Annotated in this window: 15 protein-coding genes; all 15 read left to right on the top strand. The window is 38.6% G+C overall.

The features are described 5' to 3' along the window. The first annotated feature begins 8 nt into the window (after positions 1–8). The 15 genes from nirD (at position 9) to ACZ9AO_RS03065 (ending at position 16,799) form a co-directional block, all read left to right on the top strand. Positions 9–326, top strand: a complete 318-nt coding sequence (gene nirD, locus ACZ9AO_RS03135) for a nitrite reductase small subunit NirD (RefSeq protein WP_048686360.1) — start codon at positions 9–11, stop codon at positions 324–326. Between the two features lie 206 nt (positions 327–532). Beyond that, the gene (locus ACZ9AO_RS03130) at positions 533–2,149 is read left to right on the top strand and encodes a family 14 glycosylhydrolase (protein WP_476108438.1); all 1,617 of its coding nucleotides are present in this window, start codon (positions 533–535) and stop codon (positions 2,147–2,149) included. Between the two features lie 511 nt (positions 2,150–2,660). Next, entirely contained in the window at positions 2,661–3,086 is a 426-nt protein-coding gene (locus ACZ9AO_RS03125) for an OsmC family protein (protein WP_034306763.1), read from the top strand. Between the two features lie 359 nt (positions 3,087–3,445). Continuing rightward, entirely contained in the window at positions 3,446–3,766 is a 321-nt protein-coding gene (locus tag ACZ9AO_RS03120) for a hypothetical protein (RefSeq protein WP_048686366.1), read from the top strand. Between the two features lie 261 nt (positions 3,767–4,027). Continuing rightward, on the top strand, positions 4,028–4,501 hold the full coding sequence (locus tag ACZ9AO_RS03115; protein WP_476108437.1) for a hypothetical protein: 474 nt from the start codon (positions 4,028–4,030) through the stop codon (positions 4,499–4,501). Positions 4,502–5,252: 751 nt separating this feature from the next. Beyond that, positions 5,253–5,576, top strand: coding sequence for an ArsR/SmtB family transcription factor (locus ACZ9AO_RS03110; protein WP_251539553.1), 324 nt, complete (start codon positions 5,253–5,255; stop codon positions 5,574–5,576). A 2-nt stretch (positions 5,577–5,578) separates the two neighbouring features. Then, a complete protein-coding gene (locus ACZ9AO_RS03105) occupies positions 5,579–5,971 on the top strand; it encodes an SRPBCC family protein (RefSeq protein WP_063593577.1) in 393 nt (130 codons plus the stop codon). An 82-nt stretch (positions 5,972–6,053) separates the two neighbouring features. Further along, positions 6,054–6,647 (top strand): YdeI/OmpD-associated family protein, encoded by a 594-nt coding sequence (locus ACZ9AO_RS03100; protein ID WP_476108436.1) that lies wholly within the window; start codon positions 6,054–6,056, stop codon positions 6,645–6,647. Positions 6,648–8,192: 1,545 nt separating this feature from the next. Then, positions 8,193–10,214: a transporter substrate-binding domain-containing protein gene (locus ACZ9AO_RS03095; RefSeq protein ID WP_476108485.1), complete on the top strand. Its 2,022-nt coding sequence runs from the start codon at positions 8,193–8,195 to the stop codon at positions 10,212–10,214. 24 nt (positions 10,215–10,238) lie between these two features. After that, positions 10,239–11,615: a sigma-54-dependent transcriptional regulator gene (locus ACZ9AO_RS03090; protein ID WP_226990466.1), complete on the top strand. Its 1,377-nt coding sequence runs from the start codon at positions 10,239–10,241 to the stop codon at positions 11,613–11,615. A 162-nt stretch (positions 11,616–11,777) separates the two neighbouring features. Then, positions 11,778–12,785, top strand: a complete 1,008-nt coding sequence (locus ACZ9AO_RS03085; protein WP_476108435.1) for a TAXI family TRAP transporter solute-binding subunit — start codon at positions 11,778–11,780, stop codon at positions 12,783–12,785. Between the two features lie 19 nt (positions 12,786–12,804). Beyond that, a complete protein-coding gene (locus tag ACZ9AO_RS03080) occupies positions 12,805–13,905 on the top strand; it encodes an ABC transporter substrate-binding protein (RefSeq protein WP_251539548.1) in 1,101 nt (366 codons plus the stop codon). Between the two features lie 19 nt (positions 13,906–13,924). After that, positions 13,925–15,085 carry an ABC transporter ATP-binding protein gene (locus tag ACZ9AO_RS03075; RefSeq protein WP_134781678.1) on the top strand — a complete coding sequence of 387 codons (1,161 nt, stop codon included), beginning with the start codon at positions 13,925–13,927 and terminating at the stop codon, positions 15,083–15,085. Beyond that, complete coding sequence (locus ACZ9AO_RS03070) at positions 15,049–15,993, top strand: ABC transporter permease (protein WP_048684420.1); 945 nt, start codon at positions 15,049–15,051, stop codon at positions 15,991–15,993. The genes ACZ9AO_RS03075 and ACZ9AO_RS03070 overlap by 37 nt, the downstream gene beginning before the upstream one ends. Beyond that, positions 15,993–16,799, top strand: a complete 807-nt coding sequence (locus ACZ9AO_RS03065; protein ID WP_094246734.1) for an ABC transporter permease — start codon at positions 15,993–15,995, stop codon at positions 16,797–16,799. Before ACZ9AO_RS03070 ends, ACZ9AO_RS03065 begins: the two co-directional genes overlap by 1 nt. The last annotated feature ends 64 nt before the right edge of the window (positions 16,800–16,863 follow it).

Below are 16,863 nucleotides of genomic sequence, written 5' to 3'. Positions count from 1 at the left end.
CAGCCTAAATGGGAAAAACACTTCAAAAGATAAAGGTCTCAACCGTAAATGCAATGCCAAAAAACCTGGGGAAAACAGTAACCATTGGCTCTCATGAAATTGCTCTTTTTCATTTAGCAAATGGTGAATTCCGGGCTATTGAAAATCGTTGCCCACACAAAGGTGGGGTTCTGGTGGAAGGCATTGTGAGTGGTGATCACGTATTTTGCCCGATGCATGACTGGAAAATCAGTGTCAAGAATGGAGAAGTCCAAAAACCTGATAATGGTTGTGTAAAGACATTCCATGTTGAAATAGAAGATGGTAATGTTTATATAGTTTTATAACCAGCTGCTCTGGATAGTCTCTTAGACTATCCATTTTTCTTTGTCGATTTTTGAACTAAATTCCTCCGATGAAATAATTGATAAATATTTCCATAACAAATATAATTCTAGTAAAGGAATGACAAAAAAATAAAAAGATTGTAAGCGGTTTCGGTGATGAACCGAAATTTAAACAAATAAAGTTATAGGGGAAAGGTTGGCGTTTCATGAATAAATTATCCGTTGGCGTTTTTACCTTTATGCTGTATTTTGTTCCTTTATCAAATACACCTGGAATAGCAGAAGTACAACCAGATTACAAGCTTTATGTGATGGCCCCATTGGGTGAAATATCAGATTGGGAGGCATTTAAAGCAGAACTGACCCAGTTAAAGGAAAATGGAGTATATGCAATTACGACAGATATCTGGTGGGGATTGGTCGAGAGTAAAAAAGATAATCAGTTTGATTGGTCCTATTATAAAAAATATGCGGAAACCGTGAAAGCTTCCGGTTTAAAATGGGTGCCCATTTTGTCTACGCACCAATGCGGCGGTAATGTGGGGGATGATTGCAACTACCCCATCCCGAGTTGGCTCTGGAATAAAGACACTGCCGAAAACATGGCTTTCAAGAGTGAAAGTGGTTTCTGGAATAAGGAGGTACTTGCTCCTTGGTGGGAAGGCACAGCCGATCAGTACAATGAATTGTACAAATCCTTTGCAGAGAACTTTGCTGATAAGAAGGGTTTAATAGCAAAGATATATCTAAGTGCAGGACCGGCAGGGGAATTAAGATATCCCTCCTACCAGAATGCCGATGGCTGGGATTATCCTGAGAGGGGACAGCTTCAAGTTTATACAGAAGGAGCAAAACGGGATTTCAGGCTTGCCATGAGAGAAAAATATTCCACGATAAAAAAATTAAATGCCGCTTGGGGCAAAACGTATAAAAACTGGAATGAGATTCAGCCGCCAGGAAATGGGGATGAATTTTTCACCAGGGGCGGCGCAATCGACACTAGATTTGGATACGATTTTATGCAGTGGTATCAAGGAGCACTCGAAAAGCATCTTGCAAAAATCTCGAAGTTTGCCCATAAACATTTTGATGAAGTCTTTGGCGTGCCAATTGGAGCTAAAATCTCAGGGGTCCATTGGAAAATGAATGATCCAGTAATACCGCATTCAGCAGAGTATAGTGCCGGGTACCATAACTACTCCCAATTATTGAATCAATTTAAAAAATCGAATATGGCCCTCACATTCACCTGTCTTGAAATGGGAGATCAAGACGCACATACTGCACCGTCCTATAGCGCTCCTAAGACTTTGGTGACCCATATTGCCTCTTTAGCTAATGAAAAAGGAATTTCTTTAAACGGGGAAAATGCACTCCCTCTAATCAATAATGAATGGGGCTTTGACAATGTAGCAGAAATGATTTTTAACCATGGTTTTGAGGGATTTACATTGCTTAGGATGTCTTATTTATTCGACGATGAAGGAAATCCAACTAATGAGTTCAGGATGATGGCTGATAAATTGGAAGGCAAGTCGATTCCCGTTACATTCACAGTTGAAAATGTACCTGCCACACAGGGAGTTTACTTAATTGGGGACAGAGGGGAAATCGGCCGATGGAATCCTGAAGATTACGAATATAAACTCACTCAAAACACAGAAGGCAGCTGGAGTGGAACATTTCGTTTAGCTGCAGATCGATTCTATGAATTCAAGTTCGTTCTGAAAGATGAAAATGGCACTATTACTTGGCAAGATGGGGAAAATAATAGGTATAAAACTCCTTTGAATGGAAAAGGAAACTATAAAACTTCATGGTAGATGGGTTTATAGGGCTATGATTTAAAATTAAGACGACAAAAGGTGGTTCGGAATGCTCTCACAACCATGATTGGTAAACTTAATATCCTTCTGTTTTTTTACTGCTTTGTATACATCAATCCCTGAATAGATTAAAGAAATTTGCGACAATCCTGCCGAATAACTGTCTGCCAAGCCGCTTTTCTTTGATGCGGCTTGGCAAACAGTTGGCGGAAAGGGAGCGGATTTCTGAAATCATCTGGAATATTTTTTTAGGTTTTAAAGCCTGAAGAGGTAATCAACGTTCAAATTTTACAGTATGACTAACTAAGCAGGACTTGTGGGAAGAATATAAGGTATGGAAAATCATCACAAGTTAGGGTATAAAAAATCCAGAATCCAAGTGATGTATATTTGCATACTGACCCCATTACGGCAATATTTTTTAATACTTAAATGATATAAATTTACATTAATTGAAATGTGGGCTATTTTTAGAACAAAACAACAAGAAAGGGAGGAATCGAAATATATGAAGACAATGATTACATGGACAGGGGAACTGGCCTTTTCTGGCACAACTCCGTCGGGACATGAAATAAAGATGGATGCCGCCGAAGAAGCAGGAGGTAAAAATAGTGGAGCAAGACCCACAGAATTACTTTTACACTCTCTTGCCGGCTGTACAGGAATTGATATTGTAATGATTTTAAAGAAAATGCGATTTGAAACAAAGGCCTTTCAAATAGAAATAGAAGGGGCACGGTCAGAAAATCATCCTAAACGTTTTACCGATTTTCATATCCATTATTTATTAGAGGGAGATCTACCTGAAGATAAAGTCGTCCGTGCAATTCAATTATCCAAAAATACGTACTGTTCAGTGTATCACTCATTAAATGCCAACATTAAAATCAGCTATTCAATCAATGGTGTTAAAGGAAAACAAGACATATAATATATAATTTAAAGGACTATCATTTAACAGAAAGTTGTTTTACATCCGTATAATAAAAACAGCCCCATTTTTAAAAATGGGGCTGTTTTGACTAAAATTAACATCCTCATTTCATGGATAATCATCTATAACAAAACGTGCAAACCACAGAAAATAATCCCTCTCATGTTAATCCAAGGATATTTTTTCGAAAAAATCAATCTAAAATTGGTTTTCAAGGTTACCGAACTCCATTTTACGGAAGGAAAGGGATTATTCAGTAAGCAAGTAATCAAAATGTAATGGTTTGTCATTGGAATGCCCTTGATGTTAGGAGTTTATCCATATAAACTTTAGATACTATTGAGGAGTGGTTAAAGTTGAAAGAGATAACAATTGACAAATTAATTTTTAAAAATCATTTATCGATGATTGAGCAATATTCATTGAAAGATTTCATGTTTAAGTGGCTCGGCAGCCCCGAAGAAGGTTTAGATGATCTTCTTCCGCTTACATACACAGATCAAGTTTTTGCAAAAATGGAAACGACAATGGAGACTAAAATCAAGATTCATGGAGAAGAAATTTTCAGATATGTCACCATTACGGAAGATAATCAAATTGTAATAGGGGGCTTGGACTCGAATCAAGAGTTAAAGTTTAGAATTGTGTCCCTGGAAGAGCGTTTGAAAAGCTACTAAAACTGAATCATAATTTTCAAAAATAAAAAGGCCGTTCCTGTGGAATGGCCTTTTTATTTCATCACGTTAAGAGAGTCGTCAATACCACATGTTAACTGTACTCGAAAGTAATTGATAGCCTTTTATTATGCAAGCTAAAAAGTGAGTAACTCTTTAAACTCGCGATATTTTTGGATTAATTTAACAAAATATAAATGTTTATTGGTTTGTCTTAGTATATTATAGAGTAATGAAGTCGACTAAACATTTGGGGGGATTGAGATGAGCGAGACGTTGGCAAGTTCTCTAAAAACGCTTTTGAAGGAAACGTTTGAAGGACCGGGAAATGAAGGGAGCTATTATACTGATTCAAAACCGACTACCGGGGTTTTTGGTACACTTGATGGCTTAACCGCAGAAGATGCTTCACGTTCCATAAACGGATCGACAATTGCGGCACACTCAGACCACACCCGGTATTATTTATGGGTGATCCGATCGATGATCAATGGCACAGACTTTGAAAAAGATTGGGAAGAAAGCTGGACCATTGCTACTGTTGATGAGGTGAGATGGGCTGAAATCAGAGAGGAATTACATAAAGAATATGTATCTCTTTTCGCAGAAATCGAAACAATCGATTTAGGAAAATGGCTTACAAATGTAAATGCGACCATTGCCCACTCAGCTTATCATCTTGGAGCGTTACGGCAAATGATAAAAAGCCTTGAAATAGAAAAAAAATATAACATATAGAAAAATACTATAACATATTGAGAGTTTTTAAACTGATTGGAACGTAGGGCACTCGCTTTCCGGAGGCAAGTCCGCCCTCGGCGCTCTTGCGCCTGGATTCTCCTTTCGACACGCTTTTCCCGCGGGAGTCTGGTACACGCGTTCCAATCAACTTTGTTTGAAAACCCAGATAGATACTTTTAGTCTTAGTCGATAAGAGGGGTTCGTATGATCTCATCCCTAATATCTGATAGTTTATTTCCTTTTTCATATACTTAAATGAAGTCATAAAAAAATCCCCAGTAACACCCACCTCTGAATTTCCGCAATCAAAAGTGTCTCATTTTTAAGTACCATAGTATCTGAGTTAAATCTCAAGTAATATACTTCCACTCTCCGAATGAATCATCATAATCCATACCCAATCCGTCTAGTGAATCAAGGAATAATAAACGCTTTCACGAATGATTAAGCGCATCCCTGATATGGAAACCAGTGAAACTCTTTTCCACTTTGCTTATCAATGAAGATATAATTCCAAGATACTCCTTTGCTGAAACACGAGCATATCCAATATTCAAAAATAGCAATTGATCATATAAGAATCACTTTAACTAACGGGGCCAGTTTAGTTGTAAAAGGATTTAATTATATACTTGATGATATTAGAATAAAACAAATAAAGTGTGTCAATAATAAAATTGACATGACACCAATCAGTGTCATATAATAAAAGACACCAATTGGTGTCCAATTAAAAGGGTGGGTGATTTTGAACGATAAAAATCAAGAACGTGATATTTATGTAGCCATCGCTGACCCAACAAGACGTAAATTGCTACGTTTGTTGGCGGACGTGGAAGAATTGCCACTAAATGAGTTGACCGTACATTTTGAAATGGGCCGTACTGCGGTTTCAAAGCATTTGGCAATCCTTAAAGAGGCAGGTCTAGTAATCAGCAGAAAAGTCGGCAGGGAAACCCGTTATCGGCTGAATGCTGGTCCGTTGAGAGAAATTGAGGATTGGGTATCGTTTTACAGAAGATTCTGGAGTGAAAGAATATTACTTTTAAATCAAATATTAGAGGAGGAATAAAAATGAGTTTAACAGTAACACAAGATTTTAATTTTAAGAGCCCGATCGAGAAGGTATGGCTTGCCTTAACGGATGCAAATACTCTTGGGAAATGGGTAATGGCTAATGATATTAAACCTGTCGTCGGACATAAATTCCAGTTTCGGAATGAACAGTGGAATTTAATTATTGATTCCGAAGTTCTTGAAGTCGAGGAGCCTTATAAGTTATCTTACACCTGGGTAGGTGGCGGTATAAACACTACAGTCACATGGACATTAAAGCACGAGGATGGAACAACCCACTTACATCTCGAACAAACAGGATTCGAAAAAGAAGATCAAGCGTTCAATGGTGCGAAATATGGTTGGGCGAAAATGGGCGAAGAACTTAATAACGTGTTAGAGGTATTATAAGACCAAACCTCTGCCTTGTTTTTTAGTATTTAGCTAACGTATAAGAAAAAAGCAAACTGCTCGAAAAGAGGAGTGTTCCGTGATGACAAAAAGTAGAACGAATCCTAAGGTTGATGAATTTTTAGGTAAAGCTAAAAAGTGGAAAGAAGAATATGAGACGTTAAGAAATATCGTTCTTGACTGTGAGCTGACCGAAGAATTTAAATGGATGCACCCCTGTTACACGTTTGAGAATAAAAACATCGTTTTAATACATGGATTTAAAGAATATTGTGCGCTTCTGTTTCACAAAGGTGCCTTGTTACAGGATGCCCACGGGCTTCTAATTCAACAAACGGAGAATGTACAGGGAGCGCGCCAGATTCGGTTCACCAATGTTCAAGAAATAGTTGCAACGGAATCCATTCTGAAAGCCTATATTCATGAAGCCATTGAAGTTGAAAAAGCCGGGTTGGAAGTGGAATTTAAAAAGAACGAAGAATTCATAATTCCTGAAGAACTTCACAACAAATTCGATAATAACCCTGCCTTGAAAACTGCTTTTGAAGCATTGACCCCAGGAAGGCAAAGAGCATACATCCTTTATTTTTCACAAGCCAAACAATCCAAAATCCGAGAGTCAAGAATCGAAAAATGCATGCAGAAAATTCTCGATGGGAAGGGTTTAAAAGATTAATATATTTGATGAGAAAATATATTAATCATGTTTTAGATTTCATCCTACTTTGCGTACATTCGAACTCCTTTTTGTAACGCAAGTAAATACTCAACCGAATAATAAAATGGATAAAACAAAGAAGTGATCCATAGAGTGTAAGCAATCTGCCGTGTAACAGGCTTACTTGTTTCAGCTAAGAAAATAAAAATACTGCACACCAAAGTGTACCTTGATTTTTATGCTTAAAGGTCACTTTTCTTGAACTACCATGAAAGTAGAAAACAGTGAAAATCTAAAAATGACAATACTAAAGTAGACCCAGCAATTTATATTTTTTAAAACTGAGCCGTAAATTAAACCTCATGTCGCCAATATCAGTATGACCACAAAAACCCTACTTTCATTCTCTGTGGTGAAGCGCTGAATTTTGCGCTTCATGGATGGCTAACGGGTGCTTATCTTGAATAAAGGTTTAAGTAATGATTTCAACATACCACTAAAAATAATGTGTTATTTCATAATATGGCACTTTTATGGAGTAGCAAAAAAGCCCAATTTCTCAATTTTATTACTGAGAAAATTGGGCTTTTTTTCGAATATTCCGATTCAGGAAAATGCTAACGACCATTGCTCACTTGGCGTATCATCTTGGAACGTTACGGCAAATGTTAAAAACCCTTGAAATAGAAAAAAAAAGATAACATATTCAGGGTTAAAATGATTGGAAAGTTGGGCAATCTTTGTACCTTTGGGTCCCCTTGGGCACGCTTTTCCCGCAGGGTTCTCGAACACTCGCTCCAATCAACTTTGTTTTAAAAAATAGAACTCGTCTTGTCTGCAGTTTTTTTGAGTCGGTGTAAAAATTAGATTTCAACTCCAGGCACTCGCTTTTCCCACAGGAGTCTCACGCCTTCCGTTCCAATCAAATTTGTTTTAAAAGATAGAACTCCTTTAGTGCTATAATCCTTATTGGATGGAAGAAATTTGCGACACTCCTGCCGAATAACTGGCTAGCCGAGACCCCACAGACGCTTGCGTCGAGGAGGCTTGGCAGACAGTCGGCGGAAAGGGAGCGGATTTTTGAAATCAACTGGAACTTATTCAAAGAAAAAACTGCAGGCAAACGCGTTTTCTTCGTACTTATCTAAAAACAAGACAAGAGTAACCTTCATGTTCCTTTACTGCAATCCTTATTGGATGGAAGAAATTTGCGACACTCCTGCCGAATAACTGGCTAACCGAGACCCCACAGACGCTTGCGTCGAGGAGGCTTGGCAGACAGCCGGCGGAAAGGGAGCGGATTTCTGAAATCATCTGGAACTTATTCAAAGAAAAAACTGCAGGCAAACGCGTTTTTTTCGTACTTATCTAAAAACAAGACAAGAGTAACCTTCATGTTCCTTTACTGCAATCCTTATTGGATATGGCAGCTTATGCATTCAGAAACACACTCTTTTGTAGGTTATTGTTATATTGTGTCAGATTATACTAAGAATTCTTTACATATTAAAGGGTTCAAGTCTTAATTGGAGAAGTATATAATCATGATGTTTTTAACAAAGGATTACTGACTGCAAGGATTTTGACGTAGAAGGAGGGCTCTTAATTAAAAAGCAGCTGTTTAAACTAAGTATATTTTGCTTTATAATCTTTGTTCAAACATTATGGTCTCCCGCTGTTTTTGCTGAAGAAAAAACATTTATAATTGCTGGAGAAAGTGCCCTTCCTCCATTTTCATTTGAAAATGAAGCTGGTGAACTGACAGGTATCAATATTGATTTAATGGAGGAAATAGCGAAATATAATGACGTAGATTTCAAATATATTCCGATGAGGATGGAAGAAGCCGAAAAAGCCTTAAGTAACGGAACAATTGATGCTATTGTCGGAAGTACCTATAATACCGAAAAAGATAACCAATTTGATTTCACGCAATCCTATTTTACAATGTCCCAATCCATAATCATTCCTAGTAAAAGGAAACAGGATATTCATACGTTAACGGATCTACGTGATTCACATGTTGTCCTTGACCATAACACACCAGTTATCAGTACATTTCTCAATATGAGGAATACAAACTTAACGACCGTTTCAAATCAATACTCCGGAATTTTAACATTATTGAACAACCGAGCTGATGTGTTCATCGGAAACAAATGGACTGCTGATTTCTATTTAAAAAAATTCCGCCAAGAAAAGAATTACATCATTCTTGATGAAGTCATTGAACCTGCGGATTATACGATTGCAGTGAAAAAGGGTAATCAATCGCTTCTTTTCATGATGGACAATGCACTCACAGAACTTAAGGCAAACCGAAATATCAATGGGATAATCGATAAATGGGTAATGCCACAATCCAATCAAAAAATTGCCAGACTCGAACAATTCATTTTTTGGTTGATCATAATCTTAACTGCCGTGGCCCTTATCCTTCTAATCATTTATATATGGAATCAAAAGCTAAAAAAATCCGTACATAACCAGACTTTGAAATTACATTTATTAAATAAGGATTTAGAGAAACAACGGCAAAACATCGCTAATGCTGAAGCGTTCAAAGATCAAATCTTAAACAATATCCATAATGGCATCATAACATTCGATCTCGATTTCATGATTACTAGCTGCAATGCAAAGGCATCGGACATTCTTAACATTTCCAAGGAAATGATTCTGAATCTTACGAATCATTCGCAATTGATGAAGAATTTCGAAGCTTTACACCAAGAACAAAATGAGAATAATCGTACGGGTTCTTTTCGGATATTGGTATTAAATGAGGAAAATGAACAGAAGGTGATTTCTTATTCGATGCATAAGATGTTCAATTCTGAAGATATACAAACCGGATACTTACTTTCCATGAATGATGAGACGGAAAAGAAAACATTGGAGAAAAAATTGGTCACACAAGAAAAGCTGCACGCTCTTGGTCAACTAGTTGCAGGTGTCGCACATGAAATAAGGAATCCTTTAACATCGATTAAAACATTCATTGATTTACTTCCGAGTAAATATGATAATCCTCAATTCCGACAAGTTCTAATGGAACACTTACCTACTGAAGTTAACCGCTTGAATGGGATTGTTACCGATTTAATTGAATATGCACGTCCGCGTCCGCCAAATATTACAAATTGCCACGCTCATGAGCTTATATCCTTACTTGCTTTTCATAAGGTGACAATGGAAAAGAACCAAATAAATTTCGAGCAGATGATTGAGGAGGACTTTATTTTTTATATAGATTTACAACAAATTCAACAAGTGCTTCTTAACTTGGTGTTGAATTCGATTCATGCCGTGGAAGAAACAAAGGAAAAGACCATTAAAATCACCATTGATAAAGTGAACGAAAAGACAGGGCGGATAACCATATCGGATACGGGAAAAGGGATGAAGCAGGAAGAACTGAACCATATTTTTGAGCCTTTTTTCACGAATAAAGAAAAGGGCGTCGGTTTGGGACTTACGTTATCGTATAGGCTTATTAAAGAAAATAACGGAGATATCCATGTAAAAAGTTACCCTAATTCAGGAACGACATTCACCATTTTACTACCTATATATATTGAATAGAAGCCTGGAAAGAGGAGGAGTCATATGAAAATGCAAGTATTGGTGATTGATGATGAACCTGCTATTTGCACCGCTCTTAGCTTTGCATTGGAAGATTCTTATGTTGTCATGACAACTACAGACCCGGATGAGGGTTTACGGAAAATCGACAATCAGCACTTTGATATTGTGTTACTTGATTTGAGAATAGGAAATAAAAGTGGACTTGATGTCCTCCAGAAAATCAAACAAATATCACCTAACGTAACAGTCATCATGATGACTGCCTATTCATCCATTGAAACTTCCATTGAGGCCATAAAAAAAGGAGCCTACTACTATATTGAAAAGCCAATTAATATTGAAGAACTTTCTTTGCTGTTGATGAGGGCAGCCGAATTCAAACAGATGTCCAATCAATTGGAGACATTACATGAAGAATTAGAGATTCAAAAGAGATTTGGTAACTTTCTTGGTAACAGCAAGGCGATGCAGCGTATTTTCTCAATGATCGAAAGAGTGAAAGATATTGATTCCAGTGTTCTCATCACGGGTGAAAGTGGTACTGGAAAGGAGCTTGTAGCCCGAAATATCCATACTTTGGGAAGAAGGAAAAACAATCCAATGCAGATCGTCAACTGTGCAGCAATTCCTGAGATGCTGCTGGAATCTGAATTGTTCGGTTATGAGAAGGGAGCATTTTCAGGTGCAACTCAGAGGAAGGAAGGGAAATTCGTTGCTGCTAATGGAGGCATCCTTTTTCTGGATGAGATCAGTGAAATGCCTCTTCCACTTCAAGCCAAATTATTAAGGGTATTGCAGGAACGGGAAGTGACGCCTCTGGGATCCAATACAAAAATCTCATTGGACGTCCGTATTATAAGTGCAGCCAATAAAAACCTGGAACAAATGGTGATGGAAGGGGAATTTAGGGAGGATTTGTTTTTCAGGCTAAATGTCATTCCCATCTCGATGCCGCCACTAAGAGATAGAAAAGAAGATTTACCGATCCTTATGGATTATTTTATAAAAAAACACGCGAAGGATATGAATCGTGAAGAAAAGATGTTCTCGGCAACCGCACGTCGGATTTTACTGGATTATCATTACCCTGGGAATGTCCGGGAGCTTGGAAACATTATAGAATATGCTGTTGCCCTATCTAACTCAAAAAAAATGGAAGAAACCGACTTGCCGCAATATGTTCAAGAACAGAAGTTCATTCTCCAGCCGGATGGCACGGACGACGATTTTAACAGTTTCAGGATTCCCATTGGCATTTCCATGAAAGAGATAGAAGAAAAAGTCATAACGGCCACTCTTCAATATTGTAATAATCATCGTCAAAAAACAGCCCAAATCCTAAAAATTTCTGAAAGGAGCCTTCGTGATAAAATCAAGCTCATTTCAAAAGAAGAATAAAGGGTTCATCGTGTTAACCGGCAATTTTTTCTGGAAAACCGGAAAAAATTGCCGGTTTATCCTTGTATAACATTCTTGAAATCGGCAGAATTTGCGTTTTAAAGCAGAAAATCGACTTGGCATGGCATTTGCATCTAAATTCATTAAGAAAGGAGGATCACGATGAAAAATGGAGCACTCTTTATAAAAGTCGCTTTGTTATTTTGTTTCATGACAGGATGTTCTTTTATGAATGAGCAGCAGGAAATATCTAAACCTGCTACTACCTTGATCCAGAGGCAACTAACTTCTGAAGGACAGGATTTAAATAACAGGATGTTAATCATTGGAACCGGAGATATGACAGGTGTTTACTTTTCATTAGGACAAAGATTATCAAATATGTATGAAAAATACAACGGGGCTGTGTCAGGTACCCAGGTCACCGATGCTTCCATCGAAAATACTGAATTGGTTAGCCGTCATCGGGCAGAAATTGGTTTTACCTCAGTGGACGTACTGGATTTGCCTGAAACGGATAAATCCAAGTTAAGAGCTTTAACGGCCCTATATTCCAATTATGTTCAAATTGTTTCTACTAAACAAAATGATATTGATTCCTTGGACGATTTAGTTGGTAAACGCATTAGTGTAGGAACGGCTGGAAGCGGTACAAGGCTTATTGCAGAGCGGATACTGTTAGAATCCGATTTACCGACTGATCAATTGAATTTATCCTATCTTTCTTTTTCTCAATCTGCAGAAGCATTACGAAATGGTACCATTGATGCTGCTTTCTTTTCTTCGGGAATTCCTAATAATGAAATCGCTTTCATATCCAAGCAGACGGAACTAACTTTCATTCCAATACCGGGAGACATCATTGAACGCCTTCAAAAACAATATGGAGTTTATACTCATAATGAAATTCCCAGTGATACATACAGGGGGATGAAAAAAAATGTCCAAACGATTTCAATTAAAAATGTCCTGGTAACCTACAAGGAAATGTCTGATCCTCATGCTTACAATCTTGTGAAAACATTATATGAACATCTGCCTGAACTGCAGCATACACATCCAGCTGCTTCTGATATTTCAATAACGGAAGCAACTAAACAAGTTCCCTTGGATTTTCATCCAGGGGCCGTGAATTATTTCACTGAACAAGGAATTATTGGAAATAAATGAAAAACGGGAGGTAATGACTATGAAAAAACTGATGAGTCTTTTATCAATAATAGTATTGATCGCTCTTGCGGGATGTGGTAATCCTACTCCGCAAAAACCGGGGGAATCTGTACAAACGGGTGCAGGTGAAAAAGGAGAGAAAAAAATAACGATAGCCGGTAATGGCGGTGTCATCGAAAGTGCCATCCGAGATGTGATTGCCCCAAAATTCAAAGAAGAAACGGGAATCACGGTTAATTATATTTCCGGTTTATCAGGTGAAATCCTATCCAAAGTGGAATTACAGAAGAATGCTCCGCAAATAGATGTTGCCCTTTTTGTACCGGTTGATGTTATACGCGCTAAGGAGAAGGAACTGATCGTACCAATTGATGAGTCCAATGTTCCCAATATGAAATCGGTGGATTCACGGTTCATTCCGGTTGAAAATGCGGCCGCTCCAGCATTTGGTTTAGTCATTGCACCAGCTTATAATACGGAAACCTTTAAAAAGGAAGGCTTAAAATCAATTGAATCATGGAATGATCTTGTCTCACCTGATTACGAGGGTAAAACGGCATTTTCAGATATTACGAATGATTGGGGTTTCAATACCCTTAATGGTCTGGCGATTTCAAACGGCGGCAGTACGGAAAACATGGAACCAGGTCTCGAAAAGGCAAAAGATCTTGCAGCGTATTCCAATACATTTTATAAAAATTCAACGCAAATGATGCCAGCTATCCAACAAGGAGCTGCTGACGTAACGGTCATGGGAAGTTATTCCATAGGTGAATTAGCCGTTTCAGGTATTCCGATTAAGATGGCCGTGCCTAAAGAAGGCGTGCCGCTTCAAGCTTTCAGCGCTGGTCTAGTGAAAAATACGCCAAATAGCAAAGAAGCCCTAGAATTCATCAACTATGTAATCAGTGAAGAAGCACAAGCATTAATTTCGGAAAAAGGATTTTATCCGACAGTGGAAGGCATGAAAATTCCAGACAAATATGAAGAGTCAATCGGGCTTAAAGCAAGTGATAAAACATTCAAACCTGATTTCGCCAAGTTTGCTGAGATCCGTGCAGAGGTGTCAGACAGATGGGCGAAAGAGGTTACTCCTGAATTAGGGAAAAAACTCAAATAAAAAGGAGCGTGTTGATCACATGGAAGTATTAAAAAAAGATGTGGAAATTAATAGGCAACACCTGGAGGCAGTTCAAGGGGTTGGCTCAAATAAAAATGATGTAGAGATAAAAGGCGCGTTTAAACAATTTGGAGCGAATGTTGTCCTGAATGGCATTGATTTGGAAGTGAAACAAGGAGAGTTACTCACTCTTCTTGGTCCTTCCGGGTGCGGAAAGTCCACAACCTTAAACCTTATTGCCGGGTTCCTCGATCCGGATCGGGGCGAGGTCCATATTAAAGGCAATAATGTTACGAAGGTTCCGCCTTACAAGCGTGATTTAGGAATGGTTTTTCAAACTTATTCGCTTTTTCCCCATATGACAGTCTATGAAAATCTCAGTTTTGGCTTGAAACTGCGCAAAGTCGGGAAAGCTGAGCAAAAAAAGAAGATTAGTAAAGCGCTTGAATTAGTGAAAATGTCAGGATTGGAGAATCGTTATCCAAGGGAATTATCAGGAGGTCAGCGTCAGCGTGTAGCGATTTCAAGGGCACTTGTTGTTGAACCTGAGCTCCTTTTGCTTGACGAGCCGCTTTCAAACCTTGATGCAAAGTTGCGTCATGAACTAAGGGCCGAGATTAAGCGTTTACAAAAGGAAATTGGCGTAACGACCATTTTTGTGACTCATGATCAAGAAGAAGCTCTATCCATGTCTGATCGAGTCGTGGTCATGAATGCAGGGAAAATTGAACAAATCAGTACCCCGACTGAGATATACAATCATCCGAAGACAGAGTTCGTCTTTCAATTCATCGGGAAATCGAATTGTTTTGAAGGGAATGTGTCTGCTGTCGATAAGCGGAAAGTTGCAGTCAAGATCGGTTCTGATATCACTCATGTCGACACAAATAACGTCATGGGAAATGAAAGTGATCTGAAAACCGGGGATGAGGTAAAGCTTTATATTAGACCGGAAAAACTGCAAGTTGTTTCTCTTGATGAAAAATCTTCATCTCCATTGGATTTCCATCGTGCCAAGATCAGCCAAATGAACTATCTCGGTACCTCATGGGAAATCAATGTTCTGTTACAGGGGAAAAGTATTCAAGTATTGACTTCCGCTTTCGATTCATCATGGCAAAATGGAAGTGAGGTGTTGATTGGATGGAGCCCATCAGAAGTTATGCTAGTCAAGAAATAGAACAGCAAACGAGTCCTATTGAGCCGCAAAAGAAGCCTAAAAGCAAGAAAAGGAAAGTCTGGGTACCGGGATTACTTCTTTTAACGCCGATTCTGCTTTTCATATTTGGTTTCTTTGTCATACCGATGTTATACATTTTATATTTAAGCTTCATATCCACAGATAATCTTGGAGGAGCGGAGGCAGTTTATAGCATAAAAAACTATACCCAATTATTTTCCGATAGCTATTACTTATCTTCATTATGGCTGACAGTGAAGATCAGTTTATATTCGGTCTTGGTTGCTTTATTTCTTGGATATCCAGTAGCTTTGACAATGGCCAAAAGTTCAGCGCGGATCAGAGGGTATATCACTCTCTTGATCGTGTCACCGCTCTTGGTAAGTATAGTTGTCCGTAATTTTGGCTGGTACCTTTTGCTCTTGCCTAATGGAACGATTAATCAAACCTTGATGGCCCTTGGCATAATAGATGCACCATTGAAACTATTGTTTTCGGAAATCGGAGTTGTGATTGGGCTTTCCAATGCATATCTTCCTTTCATGATCTTATCCATCGTTGCAAGTCTTTATAATATCGATCCTTCTCTTGATAAGGCAGGAGCCATACTTGGGGCAAGCCCATTCAGAAGGTTCTTTTCCATTACATTGCCGCTAAGCATCCCAGGTATCGTATCTGGCTGCATTCTCGTATTCAGTTTGTCAATGAGTGCTTATGTTACGCCTGCACTAATGGGGGGAGCCAACGTGCCCGTGATGCCTGTTGTCATCTATGATCAAATTAATAACCTGCTGCATTGGACATTCGGATCTGCTCTTTCTTATATTCTATTAGCAACCACTGTCATATCGGTAGCCGTCTTTACCAGAGCGTTTGAAAAAGGGAAATTCAAGGAGGTATTCCGATGATGAAAACGTTTGGCGGCCTTCGGATTGCAGTAGCCGTATTGGCCATTATCTATATCTTAATCCCGCTCATTGTCGTTATTCCCGCTTCTTTTACAAGTGCCAATTATCCAAGTTTTCCGGCTGAAGGCTTTTCACTGCAATGGTATGCCAAGATCTTGGAGCGCCCTGAATTTTTGGAAGCATTTTTGAACAGTGCGAAGTTCGCAGCATTAGCTGCCCTTTTCTCCGTCATATTCGGTACTTTGGGTGCCCTTGGCATCGCAAAGTATGATATTCCGGGAAAATCGTATATTACGGCCCTTTTAACTTCTCCATTAAGTGTGCCGCAATTAGTCTTAGGGATTGCACTCTTAATGTACTTTACACCAATGATGCTTGCCGGTACGTCCACAGGATTTTTAATTGCCCATATCGTGATATGCATACCATATGTCATGCGGCTCGTATTAACCGGTTTAAGTGGATTTGATTATAATCTGGAAAGGGCCGCGGCCATACTTGGAGCCAATCCACTAACGGTATTCATGAAAGTGACACTGCCGCTAATTGGATCCGCGGCCATCTCAGGGGGTTTATTCGCATTTTTGACATCATTTGATAATGTAACGGTCTCTCTTTTTATGGTATCACCTGAAATGAGAACACTGCCGATCGAGATTTTCTCGCAAATGCAGGATGCCTACAATCCAATCGTCGCATCCGTATCAAGCGTGGTTATTTTCATATCAGTCCTTCTGATTGTCATCCTTGAAAAAATTCAAGGTGTAGGGAAAGTTTTTGGCGGTTCGCATCATACAAACGGTTAAAAAACGATATATATGATGTGACAAACGATCATGCTCGCAAAGTAATGATTTTTTCGAAGAAAAC

Source organism: Peribacillus sp. TE19612 (genome assembly GCF_056279465.1).
The sequence above is the reverse complement of the archived record's forward strand: the minus strand, read 5'-3'. Positions and strand labels throughout refer to the sequence as shown.